Genomic DNA, 19,403 nt, shown 5'->3' on the forward strand with positions numbered 1-19,403 from the left:
AGGAGGCCATTGCCGCTGAGGGACACCAGACCCACCGGCAATGGCCTTCTTCGTATGTGCACGAGGAGAATCTCCATGAACAAGGGCGCGGACGCCGCACAAGGCGACCACAAGCGCGACGACGGCAAGGTGGCAGGACGCTTCATGCTGAAGCTGTCCGGAGAGGCGTTCGCCGGCGGCGGGGGTCTCGGTGTCGACCCCGACGTCGTACACGCCATCGCCCGGGAAATCGCGGCCGTGGTCCGTGACGGTGCGGAAATCGCCGTCGTCATCGGTGGCGGCAACTTCTTCCGCGGTGCCGAGCTCCAGCAACGCGGCATGGACCGGGCCCGGTCCGACTACATGGGCATGCTCGGCACGGTCATGAACTGCCTGGCGCTCCAGGACTTCCTGGAGAAGGAGGGCATCGACTCGCGCGTCCAGACCGCCATCACCATGGGGCAGGTCGCGGAGCCGTACATCCCGCTGCGCGCCGTGCGCCACCTGGAGAAGGGCCGCGTCGTCATCTTCGGTGCCGGTATGGGGATGCCGTACTTCTCCACCGACACCACTGCCGCCCAGCGCGCCCTGGAGATCGACGCAGAGGCCCTTCTGATGGGCAAGAACGGGGTGGACGGGGTCTACGACTCCGACCCGAAGACCAACCCCGACGCGGTGAAGTTCGACGCGCTCGAGTACGGCGAGGTACTCGCCCGCGACCTCAAGGTCGCCGACGCCACCGCCATCACGCTCTGCCGTGACAACGACCTCCCGATCCTTGTCTTCGAACTGACCGCCATGGGCAATATCGCCCGCGCGGTCAAGGGTGAGAAGATCGGCACGCTCGTGAGTGACCGGAGCACCCGGGTCTGAGAACCGGGAGCCTTCCGGGCACGACGGAAGGGCCGGGGCCCCGGGTGACGTCCCGGGGCGGGCCCCGAAGGATGGACAACGGCCTGCCGGTCGGACACCGTGCAGGTGAGGACGCGACGCAGGACCCGCAGGGCCCGAGCACGCCGGGCCCGCTCAAGACACGCAGGAGCACGTGGTGATCGAAGAAACCCTCCTCGAGGCCGAGGAGAAGATGGAGAAGGCCGTCGTCGTCGCGAAAGAGGACTTCGCCGCGATCCGGACCGGCCGTGCGCACCCGGCGATGTTCAACAAGATCGTCGCCGACTACTACGGCGCGCTGACCCCGATCAACCAGCTCGCCTCGTTCTCGGTGCCCGAGCCGCGCATGGCCGTCGTGACGCCGTTCGACAAGAGCGCGCTGCGCAACATCGAGCAGGCCATCCGCGACTCGGACCTCGGCGTCAACCCGAGCAACGACGGCAACATCATCCGGGTCACCTTCCCGGAGCTGACCGAGGAGCGCCGCCGCGACTACATCAAGGTCGCCAAGGCGAAGGCCGAGGACGCCAAGATCTCCATCCGCGCCGTGCGACGCAAGGCCAAGGAAACCCTCGACAAGCTGGTCAAGGACAAGGAGTCGGGCGAGGACGAGGTGCGCCGCGCCGAGAAGGAGCTCGACGACACCACCGCGAAGTACGTCGCGCAGGTCGACGAGCTGCTCAAGCACAAGGAAGCCGAGCTGCTCGAAGTCTGATGAACGACTCTTCCCGGGGCGCCCCGCCGGGTGCCGGCAGCTGGGGCGTGCCCGAGTTGCAGGCCGTTCCGGCGGGTCCGGCATACGATGTGCACGGCGCCCAGCAGACTCGGCCCATGCCCATCGTGCCGGACGTTCCCGACGCAGGTAGAGACGCTGACGACCGTGATGACCGGGACCAGGGGGCCGGACGCCTGAGCGGCGGCCCCCTGTTCCGTGACGAGAAGCCGCAGGAGCCCATGTCCACCGCCGCGCCGCCCCCGCAGAAGAAACGTGCGGGTCGTGACCTGCGAGCCGCCATAGGGGTCGGTGTGGGGCTCGGCGCCGTCATCGTCGCCTCGCTGTTCATCGTGAAGGACGTCTTCGTCGGCGTGGTCGTCGTCGCCGTCGTCGTCGGCCTGTGGGAGCTCACCTCCCGGCTGGAGGAACGCAAGGGCCTCAAGGTGCCGCTCGTCCCGCTGGCCGTCGGCGGCGCGGCGATGGTGGTGGCCGGTTACGTACGGGGCGCCGAGGGTGCCTGGGTGGCGACGGCGCTGACCGCGCTCGCCGTCCTCGTCTGGCGGATGACCGCCCCGCCGGAGGGCTACCTCAAGGACGTCACGGCCGGGGTGTTCGCCACCTTCTACGTGCCGTTCCTCGCCACCTTCGTCGCCATGCTCCTGAGCGCCGACGACGGACCGCAGCGGGTGCTCACCTTCCTGCTGCTGACCGTGGTCAGCGACACGGGCGCGTACGCCGTCGGCTGGCGCTTCGGGAAGCACAAGCTCGCGCCGCGCATCAGCCCCGGGAAGACCCGCGAGGGACTGTTCGGGGCCATCGCCTTCGCGATGGTCGCCGGTGCGCTGTGCATGCAGTTCCTGATCGACGGCGGTTCCTGGTGGCAGGGGCTGCTGCTCGGACTCGCGGTCGCGGTCAGCGCCACCCTCGGCGACCTCGGGGAGTCGATGATCAAACGGGACCTCGGCATCAAGGACATGGGCACGCTGCTGCCGGGGCACGGCGGGATCATGGACCGGCTGGACTCGCTGCTGCCGACCGCCCCCGTGGTCTGGCTGCTGCTGGTGGTGTTCGTCGGCTCCGGCTGAGACCGGCCTCCGGCCGGGGGTTTTCACGGGTCAGGGCCCGTCGTCCACAGGACGGCGGGCCCTTGCCGTCGCGTCTGCGACACTGGATGGACCATGCCTAAGCCCGGAGAACTCACTTTCGTCGCGCCCCGCGGAGCCAAGAAGCCGCCGCGGCACCTCGCCGACCTCACGCCCGCCGAGCGCAGGGAGGCCGTCGCCGCGATCGGCGAGAAGCCGTTCCGCGCCCAGCAGCTCTCGCAGCACTACTTCGCGCGGTACGCGCACGACCCGGCCGAGTGGACCAACATCCCGGCCGGATCGCGGGACAAGCTCGCCGAGGCGATGTTCCCCGATCTGATGTCCGTGGTCCGTCACATCAGCTGTGACGACGACACCACCCGCAAGACGTTGTGGAAGCTCCATGACGGGACGCTCGTCGAGTCCGTCCTGATGCGTTACCCGGAGCGGGTGACGATGTGCATCTCGTCCCAGGCGGGATGCGGGATGAACTGCCCGTTCTGCGCGACGGGACAGGCCGGGCTCGACCGCAACCTGTCCACCGCCGAGATCGTCCACCAGATCGTGGACGGCATGCGGGCGCTGCGCGACGGGGAGGTCCCCGGCGGGCCGGCCCGACTCTCCAACATCGTCTTCATGGGCATGGGCGAGCCGCTCGCCAACTACAACCGGGTGGTCGGCGCGATCCGCCGGCTCACCGACCCGGAGCCGGACGGGCTGGGGCTCTCGCAGCGCGGGATCACCGTCTCCACCGTGGGCCTGGTGCCCGCGATGCTCCGCTTCGCCGACGAGGGCTTCAAGTGCCGCCTCGCCGTCTCGCTGCACGCGCCGGACGACGAGCTGCGCGACACCCTCGTCCCCGTGAACACGCGCTGGAAGGTGCGTGAGGTGCTGGACGCGGCGTGGGAGTACGCGGAGAAGTCCGGCCGCCGCATCTCCATCGAGTACGCCCTGATCCGCGACATCAACGACCAGGCGTGGCGCGGCGACCTGCTCGGCAGGCTCCTCAAGGGCAAGCGGGTGCACGTCAACCTGATCCCGCTGAACCCCACGCCCGGTTCCAAGTGGACCGCCTCCCGGCCCGAGGACGAGAAGGCGTTCGTCGAGGCGATCGCCGCCCACGGCGTTCCGGTGACCGTGCGGGACACCCGCGGCCAGGAGATCGACGGGGCCTGCGGACAGTTGGCGGCGGCCGAGCGCTGAGCGCCTTCGGACGGCCGGAGGGGCCCGTGTAACCTGGGCCCGAAATCAACTTCATATTCCGACAGGGGAGCGCCACAGCGCTGAGAGTGCGGCACCGAGGACAGGTCGTCCGCAGACCCTCTGAACCTCGCCCGGGTCATTCCGGGTAGGAAGTTCGGTCATCAACTCATGCTGTTGCGCCCTGCCCGCTTTCCGCGGGCAGGGCCGCGTCTCTTCCTGGCCAAAACCCAGGAGGAATCCACAATGAGCACCACCCACAGGACCGGGCGGCTCGCGGCGACGGCTGCCGCCGCCGCGCTGGGCGTCACCGCGCTCGCCGGATGCGGGAGCTCCGACGACCAGGCGTCCGGCGGCCCCAAGGGCTCCGGTTCGAAGACCGTGACCCTCGTCAGCCACGACTCCTTCAACGCCTCCGAGGAGGTGCTGAAGGAGTTCACGAAGGAGACCGGCTACACCGTCAAGGTACTGAAGAGCGGCGACGCGGGTGTCGCGCTCAACCAGGAGATCCTGACCAAGGGTTCCCCGCGCGGCGACGTGTTCTTCGGCGTCGACAACACGCTGCTCTCCCGTGCCCTCGACAGCGGGCTCTTCACGCCGTACGAGGCCAAGGGCCTGGACCGGGTCGCCGAGGCCACCCGGCTCGACGCCGAGCACCGGGTCACCCCGGTCGACACCGGCGACATCTGCGTCAACTACGACAAGAAGTACTTCGCCGACAAGAAGCTCGCGCCGCCGAGCACCTTCGCCGACCTGACGAAGCCCGCGTACAAGGACCTCCTCGTCACCGAGAACGCCGCGACCTCCTCGCCCGGCCTCGGCTTCCTCCTCGGCACCGTCGCCGCCTACGGAGAGAAGGGCTACCAGGACTACTGGAAGAAGCTGGAGAAGAACGGCGTCAAGGTCGTCGACGGCTGGGAGGAGGCGTACAACGAGGAGTTCTCCGGCTCGGCGGGCGGCAAGAAGGCCAAGGCCGACCGGCCGCTCGTCGTCTCGTACGCCTCCAGCCCGCCCGTCGAGGTGCTGTACGCGAAGCAGCCGCCGGCCGAGGCCCCGACCGGGGTCGCCACCGGGACCTGCTTCCGCCAGATCGAGTTCGCCGGTCTGCTGGACGGCGCGAAGAACGAGGCGGGCGGCAAGGCCCTGCTGGACTTCCTGATCAGCAAGAAGTTCCAGGAGGACATGCCGCTCAACATGTTCGTGAACCCGGTCGTCGAGGATGCCGAGCTGCCGGAGGTCTTCACGAAGTTCGGCGCCACCGTGGAGAAGCCGACGACCGTCGCCCCGGACAGCATCGCCAAGAACCGTGAGCAGTGGGTCCAGTCGTGGTCCTCGCTCGTAGTGAAGTAACGAAGTCCCCCGAACGCGCGACGGACGCGGCCGGGACGGGCGGTCACGGGAAGGGCCCGCGCGGGGACGACGCGCGCGGGCCCGGTCCCGGGCGATCGCGCGCCGCCCGGGCCGCGGCCCGGCGGGGGAGCGCGGTGCGGCTCGGCCTGATGGCCGTGCCCGTGGCGTTCTTCGCGCTGTTCTTCGCCTACCCGGTCGTCGCGATCGTCGGCCGCGGACTGAAGACGGACGGCGTCTGGCAGTTCGGCCGGGTCGGCGAGGTGCTGGCCCGGCCGGACATCCGCGACGTCCTCTGGTTCACCGGCTGGCAGGCGCTCGCCTCGACCGCACTGACCCTGCTGATCGCGCTGCCCGGCGCCTATGTCTTCGCCCGCCTCGACTTCCCGGGCAAACAACTGCTGCGGGCCGTCGTCACGGTGCCGTTCGTCCTGCCGACCGTCGTCGTCGGGACGGCCTTCCTGGCGCTGCTGGGGCGCGGTGGATTCCTCGACGAACTCTGGGGCGTACGGCTCGACACCACCGTCTGGGCCATCCTGCTCGCCCATGTCTTCTTCAACTACGCGGTCGTCGTGCGGACCGTCGGCGGACTGTGGTCCCAGCTCGACCCCCGGCAGGAGGAGGCCGCCCGGGTACTGGGCGCCGGGCGGTTCGCCGCCTGGCGACGGGTCACGCTGCCGGCCCTCGCCCCCGCCGTGGCCGCCGCCGCGCTGATGGTCTTCCTCTTCACCTTCACCTCCTTCGGGGTCGTGCAGATCCTCGGCGGTCCCGGCTACTCCACGCTCGAGGTGGAGATCTACCGGCAGACCGCCCAGTTGCTCGCCCTGCCGACGGCCGCCGTGCTGACCCTGGTGCAGTTCGCCGCGGTCGGCGCGATCCTCGCCGTGCACGCGTGGACGGTACGGCGCAGGGAGACCGCGCTGAAGCTGGTCGACCCGGAACGGACCGCCCGCAGGCCGCGCGGCGCCGGGCAGTGGGCGCTGCTCGCCGGCGTGCTGCTGACCGTGCTGGTGCTGATCCTGCTGCCGCTCGGGGTGCTGGTCGAGCGTTCGCTGGACGTACCCGGCGGCCACGGACTCGACTTCTACCGGGCCCTGGGCTCCGCGGACGCCGGTGGCGGGACGTTCCTGGTCGCGCCGCTCGAAGCGATCTGGAACTCCGTGCAGTACGCGCTGGTCGCCACGGTCATCGCGCTGGTCGTCGGCGGGCTCGCGGCTGCCGCGCTGACCCGTCGAGCGGGGCGGCTCGTCCGGGGCTTCGACGCGCTGCTGATGCTGCCGCTCGGGGTGTCCGCGGTCACCGTCGGCTTCGGCTTCCTGATCACCCTGGACGAACCGCCGCTGGATCTGCGGACGTCCTGGATCCTGGTGCCGCTCGCCCAGGCACTGGTCGGCGTGCCCTTCGTCGTACGGACCATGCTGCCCGTCCTGCGGGCGGTGGACGGGCGGCTGCGGGAGGCGGCGGCGGTGCTCGGGGCCTCGCCGCTGCGGGCCTGGCGGGAGGTCGATCTGCCGCTGGTGCGGCGGGCGCTGCTGGTCGCGGCCGGTTTCGCGTTCGCCGTGTCGCTCGGCGAGTTCGGCGCGACGGTGTTCATCGCACGGCCGGACCGGCCGACTCTGCCGGTCGCCGTGGCCCGGCTGCTGGGGCGGGCCGGGGAGCTCAACTACGGCCAGGCGATGGCGCTGAGCACCATCCTGATGGTGGTGTGCGCCGTCTCGCTGCTGTTGCTCGAACGTATCCGCACGGACCGGGCCGGGGAGTTCTAGTGATGGCTCGGGAGTTCTAGAGATGTCCGGGGAGTTCTGGAGATGCTGACACTGGAATCGGCCACGGTGCGCTTCGGCGAGCGGGCGGCGCTCGACGCGGTGGACCTGGAGGTCGCCGAGCACGAGATCGTGTGCGTGCTCGGACCGAGCGGCAGCGGCAAGTCCACCCTGCTGCGGGTGGTCGCGGGGCTCCAGCCGCCGGACGGCGGCCGGGTGCTGCTGGACGGCGCGGACCAGGCCGGGGTGCCGGTGCACCGGCGCGGGCTCGGCCTGATGTTCCAGGACCACCAGCTCTTCCCGACCCGGGACGTCGGCGCCAACGTCGCCTTCGGGCTGCGGATGCGCAAGATGCCGCGCCGCGACCAGGAGTGCCGGGTCGGCGAGCTCCTCGACCTGGTGGGCCTGCCCGGTGCCGAGCGGCGTGCCGTCGCCGCGCTGTCCGGCGGGGAGCAGCAGCGGGTCGCCCTCGCGCGGGCCCTCGCCCCGAGCCCCAAGCTGCTGATGCTGGACGAGCCGCTCGGCCAGCTCGACCGGGGTCTGCGGGAACGGCTCGTCGTCGAACTGCGCACGCTCTTCGGGCGGTTGGGCACGACGGTGCTGGCCGTCACCCACGACCAGGGCGAGGCGTTCGCCCTGGCCGACCGGGTGGTGGTGATGCGCGACGGGCGGATCGCCCAGGCCGGTACGCCGCTGGAGGTCTGGCGGCGGCCCGCCTCCGCCTTCGTCGCCCGGTTCCTCGGCTTCGACAACGTGGTGTCGGCGACGGTGGACGGAACCACCGCCGCCACGGAGTGGGGCGAGGTGCCGGTGGCCGAGGGGGCGCCGCAGGGGGCGTGCGATCTGCTGGTGCGTCCCGCCGGGGTCCGGATCGGGGCCCCTGGTGAGGGGCTGCGCTGCGTGGTCGGGACGCGTACGTTCCGGGGCAACCACGTCGCCGTACGGCTGCTGCCGGAGACCGGTCCGGCCCTGGAGGCGGAGTGCGCGCTGCGGGACGCCCCCGAGGAGGGCGCGGCGGTCGGGGTCGGCTTCGACGCGGCGGAGACGGTCGTCCTGCCCGCCGCTCCCTGACAGTGCGCGGAATCCTGCCCGCCGCCCCCTGACGGCGCGGGTCCGGCGGGCCCGGGTGGCGGACTTCGCCCGGGGGCCGGACGATGGCCGGATGTTCCCGTGGCGCGGAACCGGCCGCCCCGGAGCACACCCGGAAGCGGGAAGGACAGGGACCATGACCGAGTCAACACGCGAGGGCATCGACATCACCCGCGTCCTCGACGCCCCGCGGGAGCGCGTCTTCGAGGCGTGGACGACGCCCGAGCACTTCGCGGCCTGGTACGGCGGCGAGGCCGAGGTGCCGCTCGACCGGGTGGAGATGGACGTCCGGCCGGGCGGTTCCTGGAGCCTGGTCATCGTGGTACCGGGCACGGAGATGCCCTTCCACGGGGTCTACCGCGAGGTGGTCGCGCCCGAGCGCCTGGTGTTCACGCTCAAGGACGCCACCGCGCCCGCCGGCATCGAGGGCGAGACCGTCACCGCCACCTTCGCCGACCGCGGCGACGGGACCACCGAAATGGTCTTCCGGCAGCGCGGGGGCAACCTCACGGCCGAGCAGTACGCGGCGGCCGAGGACGGCTGGGAGGCGTTCTTCGACGCGCTCGTGGCCCGGCTCGCGTCCTCCTCCTGAGCCGGCGCCGCGACCCGGTCGCCCGGTCCGCCCCGTCACATCGGGGCGGACCGGGCGACCGGGGCCTCAGACCGTCAGCGGCAGCGCGGCCAGTTCCGCGATCAGCCAGGTCAGCGGGGCGAAGACGAGCAGCAGGACGGCGGCGCGCAGCGCGGCCGAGACCCGCAGGGCCGAGGCCGGGGCACCGAGCCGCGACAAGGTCCCCGACACCTCGGAGCGGGCCTGCCGCGTCTCCAGCGCAGAGGTCAGCAACGTCGCCGTCGTGCAGCCGAGGACGAGCACCGCGCCCAGTGCGGTGAGCGGACCGAAGGAGTGTTCGCCCGCCCCGTACAGGGCGTGGGCGGCGACGGCGGCGGAGAACACCGCGCAGATCACGCCCAGCGGGCGGCCGATCCGGCGTGCCTCGTCCATCAGCACCCGGCCCGCCAGCAGGCGCAGGGCCCCCGGGCGCGCCGACTGCAGCAGCCGTCCGCAGAAATACGTCAGGCCGGGTCCTGCCAGGGCCAGGCCGATCGCGGCCAGCGTCCACCCCGTCAGCACCCCGGCCGGGGTGGCGTCGATCCTGCCGGGGAGCGGGAGCAGGCTGTGCCCGTCGCCCCGGCTCAGGTACGCCTCGACGGCCAGCCCGGCCGCGATCAGAGCCACGCCCCAGGGCAGCCCCGTCGGGGGATCGGCGGGGCCGGGCGGCTCCGGTTCCGTCCGGACCTCCGACGAGGTGCCGTCCGGGGCCGCGGTCGGGACTGGCCCGGTGCGCAGCGACAGCCCGCTCGCGGTGGCCGCCGCCACCGGGACCAGGGCCAGCAGCACGAGCGCGGCCCCGAGCGGCAGCGGGGTGTCCGCGCCGAGCAGCCCGGCCGCCGCGCCGTCGAACGGCAGACCGGACAGATCGCCGCGCAGATGCAGGAAGAACAGCAGCGCCACCGCCGACCCGAGGGTGCAGGACACGGCGGTGGAGACCGCCGCGAGGGCGGCCAGCCGGACCGGTCCCAGGCCCACTGCGGACAGCGCGGAGCGCGGCCGGGCGCTCGGGTCCGTACGTGCCACCGCGACCGCGAACTGCACGGTGGCGGCGAGCGGGACGAAGCACCACAGCAGCCGCAGCAGGGCTCCGGTGGAGTGCGTCGGGTTCCCCGAGGCGTAGCCCAGGGTGCACAGCAGGAGGAAGCCGACCCCGGCGGAGGCGGCGGCGACCAGCAGCCTCCGCAGCAGGACCAGCGGATGGGAGCCCCGGGCTAGACGGAGAGCGAGCACGCCGCCCTGCCCTCCGCGTCGGTCACGGCGGGCAGGGCGACGGTGGCGACGCGGCGGCCGTCCAGCAGCGGGACCGTGCGGTCGGCGAGGGCGGCGACCTCCGCGTCGTGGGTGGCGAGCACGATCGTGATGCCGTGCGAGCGGGCCGCGCTGGTCAGGGTGCGCAGCACGTGTGTGCGGTCGCTCCGGTGCAGGGTCGCGGTCGGCTCGTCCGCGAAGATCACCGCGGGGGTGGCGGCCAGGGCGCGGGCCACGGAGATCCGCTGGCGCTGTCCCTGGAGCAGGGTGTGCGGCCGCTGCTTGGCGCAGGGGCCGATGTCGAGCCGCTCCAGCCATTCCATGGCGGTCTTCCGCGCCGTCCGGTGCGAGGTGCCGCGCAGCAGCAGGGGGAGCGCGGTGTTCTCCCAGGCGTTCAGCTCGGGCACCAGCTGGGGTTCGGGGGCGATCCAGCCGAACCTGTCGCGGCGCAGCCGTTCGCGCAGCCGGGGCCCCATGGTGTGGACGGGGACGCTGTTGAACCACACCTCGCCCTGTTCGGGCACCAGCTGGCCGGACAGGCAGTGCAGCAGGGTCGTCTTGCCGCAGCCCCGGGGGCCGGTCACGGCGAGGATCTCGCCGTCGCGGACTCCCAGGGAGACGCCGCCGAGCGCGGGCGAGCCGTTGTGGGAGTGGTGCAGGGAACGCGCCCAGATCACGTCGTTGTCCGGCGGGGCCACCATGGCGTACACCTCGGTTCAGATCGTAATTCCCGTTCCCCCGTATGGGGGAACGAAGAAAGGGCCGATCGGTCACTCGGCACCGTAGGGATCCGAACCGCGGTGAGGGCACAGCACACGGCCCGGACGCGTCCCTTCCCACTCGAATGGGCGCATCCGGGCCGTGCGGACCGTATGGGGATGACCGCCCGGAGCAGGCCGGACGGCGGTCGGGCGATGGCCCGTTCGGCGGGCCGGGGCCGCGGTGGCTCCCGGTCCGCCGGGGCGGCCGGTGGGAGGGGCGGTCCGTGGCCGGTCCTCCCACCGGTACCGCCGGTCAGAGCTTGGTCCACGCCTCCGTGAGGACGGTGCGCAGGATGCCCTCGATCTCGTCGAACGTCGACTGGTCGGAGACCAGCGGCGGCGCGAGCTGGACGACCGGGTCGCCGCGGTCGTCGGCCCGGCAGTACAGGCCGTTGTCGTACAGCGCCTTGGAGAGGAAGCCGTACAGGACGCGCTCGGTCTCCTCGTCGGTGAAGGTCTCCTTGGTGGCCTTGTCCTTCACCAGCTCGATGCCGTAGAAGAAGCCGTTGCCGCGGACGTCGCCGACGATCGGCAGGTCGAGCAGCTTCTGCAGCGTCGTGAAGAAGGCGTTCTCGTTGTCCAGGACGTGCTGGTTGAGGCCCTCGCGCTCGAAGATGTCGAGGTTGGCGAGACCGACCGCCGCGGAGACCGGGTGGCCACCGAAGGTGTAGCCGTGCAGGAAGGTGTTGTCACCCTCGTAGAACGGCGCGGCGATGCGGTCCGAGACGATGCAGGCGCCGATCGGGGAGTAGCCCGAGGTCATGCCCTTGGCGCAGGTGATCATGTCCGGCACGTAGCCGAACTTGTCACAGGCGAACATCGTGCCGAGGCGGCCGAAGGCGCAGATGACCTCGTCGGAGACGAGCAGCACGTCGTACCGGTCGCAGATCTCGCGCACCCGCTGGAAGTATCCGGGCGGCGGCGGGAAGCAGCCGCCGGCGTTCTGCACCGGCTCCAGGAAGACCGCGGCGACGGTGTCCGGGCCCTCGAAGAGGATCTGCTGCTCGATCTGGTCGGCGGCCCAGCGGCCGAAGGCCTCGGGGTCGTCGCCGTGGATCGGGGCGCGGTAGATGTTGGTGTTCGGGACCTTGTGCGCGCCGGGGACCAGCGGCTCGAAGGGGGCCTTCAGGGCCGGCAGGCCGGTGATCGACAGGGCGCCCTGCGGGGTGCCGTGGTAGGCGACCGCACGCGAGATGACCTTGTACTTGGTCGGCTTGCCCTTGAGCTTGAAGTACTGCTTGGCCAGCTTCCAGGCAGTCTCCACGGCCTCGCCGCCACCGGTGGTGAAGAAGACCTTGTTGAGGTCGCCCGGGGCGTAGTCGGCCAGGCGCTCGGCCAGTTCGACGGCCTTCGGGTGGGCGTAGGACCACACCGGGAAGAAGCCCAGCTCCTGGCCCTGCTTGTAGGCCGCCTCGGCGAGCTCGTGACGACCGTGACCGGCGTTGACCACGAACAGGCCGGACAGGCCGTCCAGGTAGCGCTTGCCCTGGTCGTCGTAGATGTAGGTGCCCTCACCCCGCACGATGGTGGGAACGGGCGCGGTCTCGTAGTCCGACATGCGGGTGAAGTGCATCCACAGGTGGTCGTACGCGGTTCGGCTGAGGTCCTTGCTCACGGCTATCGGGTTCCCCACATATAGGTCTGCTTCTTGAGCTTCAGGTAGACGAAGCTCTCGGTGGAGCGCACACCGGGGAGGGCCCGGATGCGTTTGTTGATCGTGTCCAGCAGGTGGTCGTCGTCCTCGCAGACGATCTCCACCATCAGGTCGAACGAGCCCGCGGTCATCACCACGTACTCGCACTCGTCCATGGCCGACAGTGCCTCGGCCACGGGGTCGAGGTCGCCCTCGACATTGATGCCGACCATCGCCTGCCGCCGGAACCCCACGGTGAGGGGGTCGGTGACGGCGACGATCTGCATCACGCCCTGATCGAGCAGCTTCTGGACGCGCTGTCGCACGGCCGCCTCGGAAAGACCGACGGCCTTGCCTATCGCGGCGTACGGACGGCGCCCGTCCTCCTGGAGCTGCTCGATGATTGCGAGGGAGACGGCATCGACCGCTGGTGACGATCCGTTCCCGGTCCTGGAGTCTGCGCTGCGACTGGCCACACATCCACTGTGCACGGGACTCGTCCGTCTGGCAACCCCAGATCGATGAAATTCGTTGTCTCGGGGCCTCGATCTCACTGAATCCGAAGTTCGCGGCGGTTGGGCATGTCGAAAGCGATACCCGAGCGACTACGCTGGGCATCTCACCCATTGGACGTGTCGACAGGAGGGGTGGTTGTGACCACCGAGGTGCGCCGTCTGCGCAACTACATCAACGGAGAGTTCCGGGACGCCGCTGACGGGCGGACCATCGATGTGGTCAACCCGGTGACGGAGGAGGTCTACGCGACTTCGCCGCTCTCCGGACAGGCCGATGTCGACGCCGCCATGGAGGCCGCCGCGGCCGCGTTCCCCGCCTGGCGCGACGTCACGCCCGCCGAGCGCCAGAAGGCCCTGCTGAAGATCGCGGACGCCTTCGAGGAGCGTGCCGAGGACCTCGTGGCCGCCGAGTCGGAGAACACGGGCAAGCCGGTCGGGCTCACCCGTGACGAAGAGGTCCCGCCGATGGTGGACCAGATCCGCTTCTTCGCGGGCGCGGCGCGGATGCTCGAAGGCCGCTCGGCCGGTGAGTACATGGAGGGCCTCACCTCCATCATCCGGCGCGAGCCGGTCGGCGTCTGCGCGCAGGTCGCGCCGTGGAACTACCCGATGATGATGGCCGTCTGGAAGTTCGCCCCGGCGCTGGCCGCGGGCAACACCGTCGTCATCAAGCCGTCCGACACCACCCCGGCGTCGACCGTGCTGATCGCCGAGATCATCGGCCAGATCCTGCCCAAGGGCGTCTTCAACGTCATCTGCGGCGACCGTGACACCGGCCGCGCGATGGTCGAGCACCCGACCCCGGCGATGGCCTCCATCACCGGTTCGGTACGGGCCGGCATGCAGGTCGCCGAGTCCGCCGCCAAGGACGTCAAGCGGGTCCACCTGGAGCTCGGCGGCAAGGCCCCGGTCGTCGTGTTCGAGGACACCGACATCGCCAAGGCCGTCGAGGGCATCGCCGGCGCGGGCTACTTCAACGCCGGTCAGGACTGCACGGCCGCGACCCGCGTCCTGGTCCACGAGTCCATCCACGACGAGTTCGTCGCCGAGCTCGCCAAGGCCGCCGCCGACACCAAGACCGGCCTGCCGGACGACGAGGACGTGGCGTACGGCCCGCTCAACAACGCCAACCAGCTGAAGCAGGTCAGCGGCTTCATCGAGCGGCTCCCCGCCCACGCCAGGGTCGAGGCGGGCGGCCACCGGGTCGGCGACAAGGGCTACTTCTACGCCGCGACCGTCGTCTCCGGCCTCAAGCAGGACGACGAGATCATCCAGAACGAGGTCTTCGGCCCGGTCATCACCGTCCAGAAGTTCACGGACGAGGCCCAGGCCGTGGAGTACGCCAACGGCGTCGAGTACGCCCTGGCCTCCTCGGTGTGGACCAAGGACCACGCCCGCGCCATGCGGATGTCCAAGAACCTCGACTTCGGCTGTGTGTGGATCAACACCCACATCCCGCTCGTCGCCGAGATGCCGCACGGCGGGTTCAAGAAGTCCGGCTACGGCAAGGACCTCTCCGCGTACGGCTTCGAGGACTACACCCGCATCAAGCACGTCATGACCTCGCTCGACGACTGATTCCCGGTCAGTGGTACGGCTGCGGCCCCGGGCACGAGCCCGGGGCCGCAGCCCTGCCCGGGCATCGACAGGGTGTGCGGGCCGGATGCGTGAAGCTGGACGGTTGGTCCATTGCCCCTCCGTCCGGCCGACCGGCATCCTGCGCGGGTGCGAGCAACCCCGAAGAACCCCATGTCCCGCCGGTCCCTGCTGCGCGCCCTCGGGGCCACGGCGGCCGGTGCCGCGCTGGCCGGCTGCGGCGTGCCCGCCGCCTATGTGGAGCCCGGTGACCGTGCCGGGCGCGACACCTCGGCGAGCGACCGCTCCCTGTACTTCGCGAACTGGCCCCTCTACATCGACACCGACGACGAGGACGCGTCGAAGCGGCCCACCCTCGACGCGTTCGGCAGGCGCACCGGCATCTCCGTCACGTACACCGAGGAGATCAACGACAACGACGAGTTCTTCGGCAAGATCAGCCCGTCGCTGATGAACCACCAGGAGACCGGCCGGGACCTCATCGTCGTCAGCGACTGGATGTCCGCCAGGTTCGTCCGGCTGGGCTGGGTGCAGGAGATGGACCGGGCGAAGCAGCCGAACGTCGCCGAGTACCTGGACCCGCAGCTCAGCTCGCCGGCCTTCGACAAGGGGCGGATGCACAGCGTCCCCTGGCAGTCCGGGATCACCGGCATCGCGTACAACCGCAAGAAGCTCGGCCGCGAGATCAGGAGCGTGAGCGATCTGTGGGCGGACGACCTGCGCGGCAGGATGACGTTGCTGTCGGGGCTCGACGAAGCCATCGGCCTCCTGATGCAGGGCAACGGCGTCGACACCACTCGTTGGAAGCGGGACGACTTCTACGAGGTGTGCGACCAGGTGGAGAAGCTGGTGAAGAAGAGGCACATCCGCGGCTTCACCGGCAATGACTACATCAAGGACCTGGCGACCGGGGACGTGCTCGCCTGCCAGGCGTACTCGGGCGATGTCATCCAGCTCCAGGCCGACAACCCGGAGATCGAGTTCGTGGTGCCCGAGGAGGGCGGCGAGCTCTGGGCGGAATCCCTCATGATCCCCAACCTCGCCCGCCACAAGCGCAACGCGGAGAAGCTCATCGACTACTACTACGAGCCGGAGGTGGCCGCGCAACTGGCGGCCTGGGTCAACTACGTCTGTCCCGTGCCGGCCGCCCGCGAGGTGCTGGCCTCCGTCAAGGACAAGGAGACCGCCGCGCTCGCCGAGGACCCGCTGATCTTCCCCGACGACGAGATGCGCCGCCGACTGGTGACCGGTCGCGACATCACGTCCGAGGAGCGCCCCGAGTTCGCGAAGAAGTGGAACTCCATCGTCGGCCTGTGAGCGGCGGCGGTCCGGGGGAGAGGCGGCACGGAAGGCGCGGCACGGGAGCGGGCCGGAGGAGAGGCGGTACGGGAGCGGCACGGCCGGGGGACGCGTCCGTCGGCCGTGCCCTCGGCCCGCCGCGGAGCGGGAAGCCGCGGGGAGCACCCGGTTAGCATCGGCACCCATGATGACGGAGAGCGGGCACAGGACGGAGCGCTGGACGTCCCGGGTGCTCCTGGTCGACGGGCACGACCGGCTCCTGCTGCTCTGCGGACGCGATCCGCGCGGGCCGGGAGCGCGATGGTGGTTCACCGTCGGCGGGGGCGTCGAGGACGGTGAGGACCACATCCGGGCGGCGGTCCGCGAGATCCGGGAGGAGACGGGGCTGTCCCTCCCCGCCCACCGGCTGGGCCCGCTCCTGTGGACCCGGCGGACCGCCTTCACCGTCGACGGCCGGAGCTTCGACCAGCACGAGGAGTACCGCCTCGTCCGCGTCACGGACGACGAGGCGCACCGCGTGAGGATCGACCCGGTCGAGGCCCGCCACGGGTACCGCTGGTGGTCGGCGCGGGAACTGGCCACCACGGAGCAGACCGTCCGGCCGAAGGACCTGGCCCGGCTCCTGACCGGTGCGCTCGCGGCGTCCCGGCCGGCCGACGGCCCCGTCCACCTGGGGGACTTCGACGAGGACAACGACTCCGACAGCCCCGCCGGCCGCCCTCGCGCAGGGGCGTGAGGGCGCGGCGCGAGAACCCCGGCAGGCGGTGCGAGGAGCCGGTGGGCCCGGGCGTACGCTGCGGACATGAGCGAGCGAAGAGCCCTGCTGAGACGCATACGCATGTGGTTGATCCTCTTCATCGTCTGTCTGGTGCTGAGCGGACTGACCGCCTTTCCGCTCGTCCATGAACTCCGTTGGGCCGAGGACCTGTTGAGGTCCTCGGCCTCTCCCGTTCCGGAGCAGTTCCCGGCACTGATGGAGTGGATCACCAAGGTCCGCACCGGCCTGGACCAGACCGACGCGAAGTACCCCTTCGTCCTGTACGGCACCGACTGGCTGGCCTTCGCGCACCTCGTCATCGCGGTCGCCTTCTACGGCCCCTACCGCGACCCGGTCCGCAACATCTGGGTCATCGAGTTCGGCATGATCGCCTGCGCCGGGATCATCCCGCTCGCGCTGATCTGCGGGCCCGTCCGGGGCATCCCCTTCTGGTGGTCCGTCATCGACATGTCGTTCGGGGTCTTCGGGGTGCTCCCGCTGCTCGTGGCGCGCCGCATGATCAAGCGGCTGGAGGCGCTGGAAGGGACACCGCGGCCGGAGCCCGCGCCGACGGCTGCCCCGGCGGGCTGAGTCACCCGGCCGACGGGGCGCCGAAGGCCGCCACCACTATGTTCGACGCCGTGGGGTTCATGCCGTCCCCCTTCGCGTCCGTCGCGTTGACGCTGTGGACGAGGAGCCGGGAGAGATCGCGGGTGGCCGCTACAACTGTGTTGTAGCCCCAGCGGCCACCCGTCTTGCCCCAGACCTCGCGTCCTCCCAGCCGCATCATCGAGAGACCGGCGCTGTACGCGGCGGGCCCGCCCGTGCCGTACTCGCGGACCGATGCGTCGGGCAGTGTGAACATCTCCTGGAGCAGCGGTCCGCGCACCACCTGCCCGCGGAACAGGGCCCGGGTGAAACGCTCCAGGTCGGCGGTGGTCGAGATCAGGTCGCCCGCCGCCCAGGCGTCCGTCGCCCCCCACACCGTCACGTCGCGCAGCTCGCCCGTGCCGAAGAGCTGGTAGCCGCGGTTGTGGGGCCCGCGGATCGTCGGGTCGGTGCCGGGGAAGCAGGTGTCCTTCAGCCGCAGCGGCTCCAGGATGCGGCGGGAGACCTGCGCGGGGTACGTGTCGCCCGTGAGCCGCTCGATCAGCAGGCCCGCCACGGTGTAGCCGATGTTGGCGTAGTGCTGCTGGGTGCCGGGCGCGAAGTACGGCTCCCGGGAGGTGGCTTCGCGCACGGTGCGGACCGGGTCGCGCAGGTCGAAGCGGTGCGCGTACGCGTCGTCCAGATCGCCGCCCGGGCCGACGGACGGGATGCCGCTCGTGTGGTTCAGCAGCTGGCGCACCGTGACGCCCTCGTACCCCGCCGGGATCAGATCGGGCAGATAGTGCCGGACCGGGCGGTCCAGGTCGACCCTGCCCTCCCCGGCGAGCTGGAGCACGACGGCCGCCGTGAAGACCTTGGTCACCGAACCGGCCCGGAAGCGGCCGTCCGGATCCGCCGGCCGTCCGGAGACCAGGTCGTGGACGCCGGCGCTGCCCCGCCAGACGCCTTCGGAGCCCGAGACCCGCACCAGGGCGGCCGTGGCGTCGTCCTTCGGGAGCCCCTGGATCGCGGCGCGCAGGGCCTCGGCGTCCGGGGCCTTTCGGGCAGGGTCCTTCTGCGCCGGACGGGCCGCGGCCGCCGGGGCACCGGAAGCCGCCAGGGCCGGTGGGACGGAGCCCGCGGCGATGCCGAGGACCAGCGCGGCTGCGACGAGGGTGCGGGACGTGCGGGTGTTCATGCCGGGTGCCTCCGGGAGTGGAATCCGTAACTGCCTACGGACTCCATCCTGTTGACCGTCACGTCCGGACGGATCCCCCGCCCGGGGGTTTGCCGGAGGGAGACCGGCTCCCCCGCGCGGGGGAGCCGACGGCGGGACCTCCCCCGGGCGAGGGAGCCACGAGACCGCACTCGTACGCGCAGATCACCGCCTGGATCCGGTCGCGCAGCCCCAGCTTGGACAGCACGTTGCCGACGTGGGTCTTCACCGTGTGCTCGCTGACGACCAGCGCCGCCGCGATCTCCGCGTTCGACAGCCCGCGGGCCAGGTGCAGCAGCGTCTCGCGCTCGCGGGCGGTCAGCACGTCCAGGCGCGCCGACGGCTCCACGGCCGCCGCGGGCGGACGCGAGGTGTAGTCGGCGACCAGCCGACGGGCCACCGAGGGAGCCAGCAAGGAGTCCCCGGCCGTCACCACCCGCACCGCGTGCACCAGGTCGTCCCTGCGGACGTCCTTGAGCAGAAAGCCGCTCGCGCCCGCGTGCAGAGCCTCGTAGACGTACTCGTCGGAGTCGAACGTGGTGAGCATGACCGTCCGGCAGCCGGTCTCCGCGCTGATCGTGCGGCAGGCCCCGATCCCGTCCACGACCGGCATCCGGATGTCCAGCAGGGCGACGTCGGGCGCCAGTCGCCGCACCGCGTCCACCGCCCGCGCCCCGTCACCCACCTCCGCGACGACCTCGATGTCCGGCTGCGCGTCCAGAATCATCGCGAAGCCGCTGCGCACCAGCTCCTGGTCGTCGGCCACCACCACACGGATCGTCAACTTCCCACCTCCGTCGTCCGCTCGGTCTCCGTCTCCGCTTGCATCCCCGGCCCCGGCCCTGTCCTCGCCTCTGTCCCCGGGGGCCGTGCTCGCGGAATCGTCACCCGGACCCGGAACCCCCGCCCGTCCGGACCGGGGCCGGTACCGGCCGTGCCGCCGTGCGCGGCGGCACGCTCCCGGATGCCGACCAATCCCAGCCCCGAGCCGCCCCCGGGGACAGAGGCGAGGACAGGGCCGGGGCCGGGGATGCAAGCGGAGACGGAGACCGAGCGGACGACGGAGGTGGGAAGTTGACGATCCGTGTGGTGGTGGCCGACGACCAGGAGC

General features: G+C 71.2%; 18 protein-coding genes, 1 pseudogene and 1 riboswitch. Of the genes and pseudogenes, 12 read left to right on the forward strand and 7 right to left on the reverse strand.

Features of this window, described 5'->3' with window-relative positions; genetic code table 11:
• Positions 1 to 75: 75 nt before the first annotated feature.
• From pyrH to EAO76_RS32910, 8 genes are all read left to right on the forward strand, one after another.
• Positions 76 to 852, forward strand: a complete 777-nt coding sequence (gene pyrH / locus EAO76_RS32875) for a UMP kinase (RefSeq protein ID WP_148839598.1) — start codon at positions 76 to 78, stop codon at positions 850 to 852.
• A gap of 175 nt (positions 853 to 1,027) precedes the next feature.
• The gene (gene frr, locus EAO76_RS32880; protein WP_148839600.1) at positions 1,028 to 1,585 is read left to right on the forward strand and encodes a ribosome recycling factor; all 558 of its coding nucleotides are present in this window, start codon (positions 1,028 to 1,030) and stop codon (positions 1,583 to 1,585) included.
• Positions 1,585 to 2,670, forward strand: a complete 1,086-nt coding sequence (locus EAO76_RS32885; RefSeq protein WP_148839602.1) for a phosphatidate cytidylyltransferase — start codon at positions 1,585 to 1,587, stop codon at positions 2,668 to 2,670. Before frr ends, EAO76_RS32885 begins: the two co-directional genes overlap by 1 nt.
• A 93-nt stretch (positions 2,671 to 2,763) precedes the next feature.
• Positions 2,764 to 3,870, forward strand: coding sequence for a 23S rRNA (adenine(2503)-C(2))-methyltransferase RlmN (rlmN, locus tag EAO76_RS32890; RefSeq protein ID WP_148839604.1), 1,107 nt, complete (start codon positions 2,764 to 2,766; stop codon positions 3,868 to 3,870).
• A gap of 53 nt (positions 3,871 to 3,923) precedes the next feature.
• Positions 3,924 to 4,040: riboswitch (TPP riboswitch) on the forward strand.
• 73 nt (positions 4,041 to 4,113) lie between these two features.
• Complete coding sequence (locus EAO76_RS32895; RefSeq protein ID WP_148839605.1) at positions 4,114 to 5,217, forward strand: thiamine ABC transporter substrate binding subunit; 1,104 nt, start codon at positions 4,114 to 4,116, stop codon at positions 5,215 to 5,217.
• Between the two features lie 149 nt (positions 5,218 to 5,366).
• A complete protein-coding gene (locus EAO76_RS32900; RefSeq protein WP_148840443.1) occupies positions 5,367 to 6,980 on the forward strand; it encodes an iron ABC transporter permease in 1,614 nt (537 codons plus the stop codon).
• Between the two features lie 42 nt (positions 6,981 to 7,022).
• The gene (locus tag EAO76_RS32905; RefSeq protein ID WP_148839607.1) at positions 7,023 to 8,048 is read left to right on the forward strand and encodes an ABC transporter ATP-binding protein; all 1,026 of its coding nucleotides are present in this window, start codon (positions 7,023 to 7,025) and stop codon (positions 8,046 to 8,048) included.
• 154 nt (positions 8,049 to 8,202) lie between these two features.
• Positions 8,203 to 8,658, forward strand: a complete 456-nt coding sequence (locus EAO76_RS32910) for an SRPBCC domain-containing protein (protein ID WP_148839609.1) — start codon at positions 8,203 to 8,205, stop codon at positions 8,656 to 8,658.
• A 66-nt stretch (positions 8,659 to 8,724) separates the two neighbouring features.
• Here EAO76_RS32910 and EAO76_RS32915 read toward each other — a convergent pair whose 3' ends face one another.
• From EAO76_RS32915 to EAO76_RS32930, 4 genes are all read right to left on the reverse strand, one after another.
• Positions 8,725 to 9,909 carry a hypothetical protein gene (locus EAO76_RS32915; protein WP_148839611.1) on the reverse strand — a complete coding sequence of 395 codons (1,185 nt, stop codon included), beginning with the start codon at positions 9,907 to 9,909 and terminating at the stop codon, positions 8,725 to 8,727.
• Positions 9,891 to 10,628, reverse strand: a complete 738-nt coding sequence (locus EAO76_RS32920) for an ABC transporter ATP-binding protein (protein WP_148839612.1) — start codon at positions 10,626 to 10,628, stop codon at positions 9,891 to 9,893. Before EAO76_RS32920 ends, EAO76_RS32915 begins: the two co-directional genes overlap by 19 nt.
• Before the next feature lie 313 nt (positions 10,629 to 10,941).
• Positions 10,942 to 12,321: an aspartate aminotransferase family protein gene (locus tag EAO76_RS32925; protein WP_148839614.1), complete on the reverse strand. Its 1,380-nt coding sequence runs from the start codon at positions 12,319 to 12,321 to the stop codon at positions 10,942 to 10,944.
• Entirely contained in the window at positions 12,306 to 12,812 is a 507-nt protein-coding gene (locus tag EAO76_RS32930) for an Lrp/AsnC family transcriptional regulator (RefSeq protein ID WP_148839616.1), read from the reverse strand. Before EAO76_RS32930 ends, EAO76_RS32925 begins: the two co-directional genes overlap by 16 nt.
• A gap of 162 nt (positions 12,813 to 12,974) precedes the next feature.
• On the opposite strand from EAO76_RS32930, the gene EAO76_RS32935 reads away from it, so the two are divergent.
• From EAO76_RS32935 to EAO76_RS32950, 4 genes are all read left to right on the forward strand, one after another.
• Complete coding sequence (locus EAO76_RS32935; RefSeq protein WP_148839617.1) at positions 12,975 to 14,414, forward strand: gamma-aminobutyraldehyde dehydrogenase; 1,440 nt, start codon at positions 12,975 to 12,977, stop codon at positions 14,412 to 14,414.
• A gap of 171 nt (positions 14,415 to 14,585) precedes the next feature.
• Positions 14,586 to 15,749, forward strand: coding sequence for a spermidine/putrescine ABC transporter substrate-binding protein (locus EAO76_RS32940; protein WP_148840444.1), 1,164 nt, complete (start codon positions 14,586 to 14,588; stop codon positions 15,747 to 15,749).
• A 166-nt stretch (positions 15,750 to 15,915) separates the two neighbouring features.
• Positions 15,916 to 16,467: an NUDIX hydrolase gene (locus EAO76_RS32945; RefSeq protein ID WP_262375905.1), complete on the forward strand. Its 552-nt coding sequence runs from the start codon at positions 15,916 to 15,918 to the stop codon at positions 16,465 to 16,467.
• A gap of 66 nt (positions 16,468 to 16,533) precedes the next feature.
• Positions 16,534 to 17,079: a hypothetical protein gene (locus tag EAO76_RS32950; RefSeq protein ID WP_187438862.1), complete on the forward strand. Its 546-nt coding sequence runs from the start codon at positions 16,534 to 16,536 to the stop codon at positions 17,077 to 17,079.
• Between the two features lies 1 nt (position 17,080).
• On the opposite strand, the gene EAO76_RS32955 is transcribed toward EAO76_RS32950, so the two are convergent.
• From EAO76_RS32955 to EAO76_RS46815, 3 genes and pseudogenes are all read right to left on the reverse strand, one after another.
• The gene (locus EAO76_RS32955; RefSeq protein ID WP_148839618.1) at positions 17,081 to 18,274 is read right to left on the reverse strand and encodes a serine hydrolase; all 1,194 of its coding nucleotides are present in this window, start codon (positions 18,272 to 18,274) and stop codon (positions 17,081 to 17,083) included.
• 58 nt (positions 18,275 to 18,332) lie between these two features.
• Positions 18,333 to 19,076: a response regulator transcription factor gene (locus tag EAO76_RS32960; RefSeq protein ID WP_148839620.1), complete on the reverse strand. Its 744-nt coding sequence runs from the start codon at positions 19,074 to 19,076 to the stop codon at positions 18,333 to 18,335.
• Positions 19,073 to 19,288: pseudogene (locus EAO76_RS46815) on the reverse strand (hypothetical protein); the annotation flags it as partial. The gene EAO76_RS32960 and the pseudogene EAO76_RS46815, both read right to left, overlap by 4 nt.
• Between the last annotated feature and the right edge of the window lie 115 nt (positions 19,289 to 19,403).

Source organism: Streptomyces sp. sk2.1 (genome assembly GCF_008120935.1).
GTDB lineage: Bacteria > Actinomycetota > Actinomycetes > Streptomycetales > Streptomycetaceae > Streptomyces.

Bases quoted from the DNA above. Each gene is read 5' to 3' on its own strand.
- pyrH (WP_148839598.1), top strand. From the start codon at position 76: ATGAACAAGGGCGCGGACGCCGCACAAGGCGACCACAAGCGCGACGAC.
- EAO76_RS32885 (WP_148839602.1), top strand. From the start codon at position 1,585: ATGAACGACTCTTCCCGGGGCGCCCCGCCGGGTGCCGGCAGCTGGGGC.
- rlmN (WP_148839604.1), top strand. From the start codon at position 2,764: ATGCCTAAGCCCGGAGAACTCACTTTCGTCGCGCCCCGCGGAGCCAAG.
- EAO76_RS32895 (WP_148839605.1), top strand. From the start codon at position 4,114: ATGAGCACCACCCACAGGACCGGGCGGCTCGCGGCGACGGCTGCCGCC.
- EAO76_RS32900 (WP_148840443.1), top strand. From the start codon at position 5,367: ATGGCCGTGCCCGTGGCGTTCTTCGCGCTGTTCTTCGCCTACCCGGTC.
- EAO76_RS32905 (WP_148839607.1), top strand. From the start codon at position 7,023: ATGCTGACACTGGAATCGGCCACGGTGCGCTTCGGCGAGCGGGCGGCG.
- EAO76_RS32910 (WP_148839609.1), top strand. From the start codon at position 8,203: ATGACCGAGTCAACACGCGAGGGCATCGACATCACCCGCGTCCTCGAC.
- EAO76_RS32920 (WP_148839612.1), bottom strand. From the start codon at position 10,628: ATGGTGGCCCCGCCGGACAACGACGTGATCTGGGCGCGTTCCCTGCAC.
- EAO76_RS32940 (WP_148840444.1), top strand. From the start codon at position 14,586: ATGTCCCGCCGGTCCCTGCTGCGCGCCCTCGGGGCCACGGCGGCCGGT.
- EAO76_RS32945 (WP_262375905.1), top strand. From the start codon at position 15,916: ATGATGACGGAGAGCGGGCACAGGACGGAGCGCTGGACGTCCCGGGTG.
- EAO76_RS32950 (WP_187438862.1), top strand. From the start codon at position 16,534: ATGAGCGAGCGAAGAGCCCTGCTGAGACGCATACGCATGTGGTTGATC.
- EAO76_RS32955 (WP_148839618.1), bottom strand. From the start codon at position 18,274: ATGAACACCCGCACGTCCCGCACCCTCGTCGCAGCCGCGCTGGTCCTC.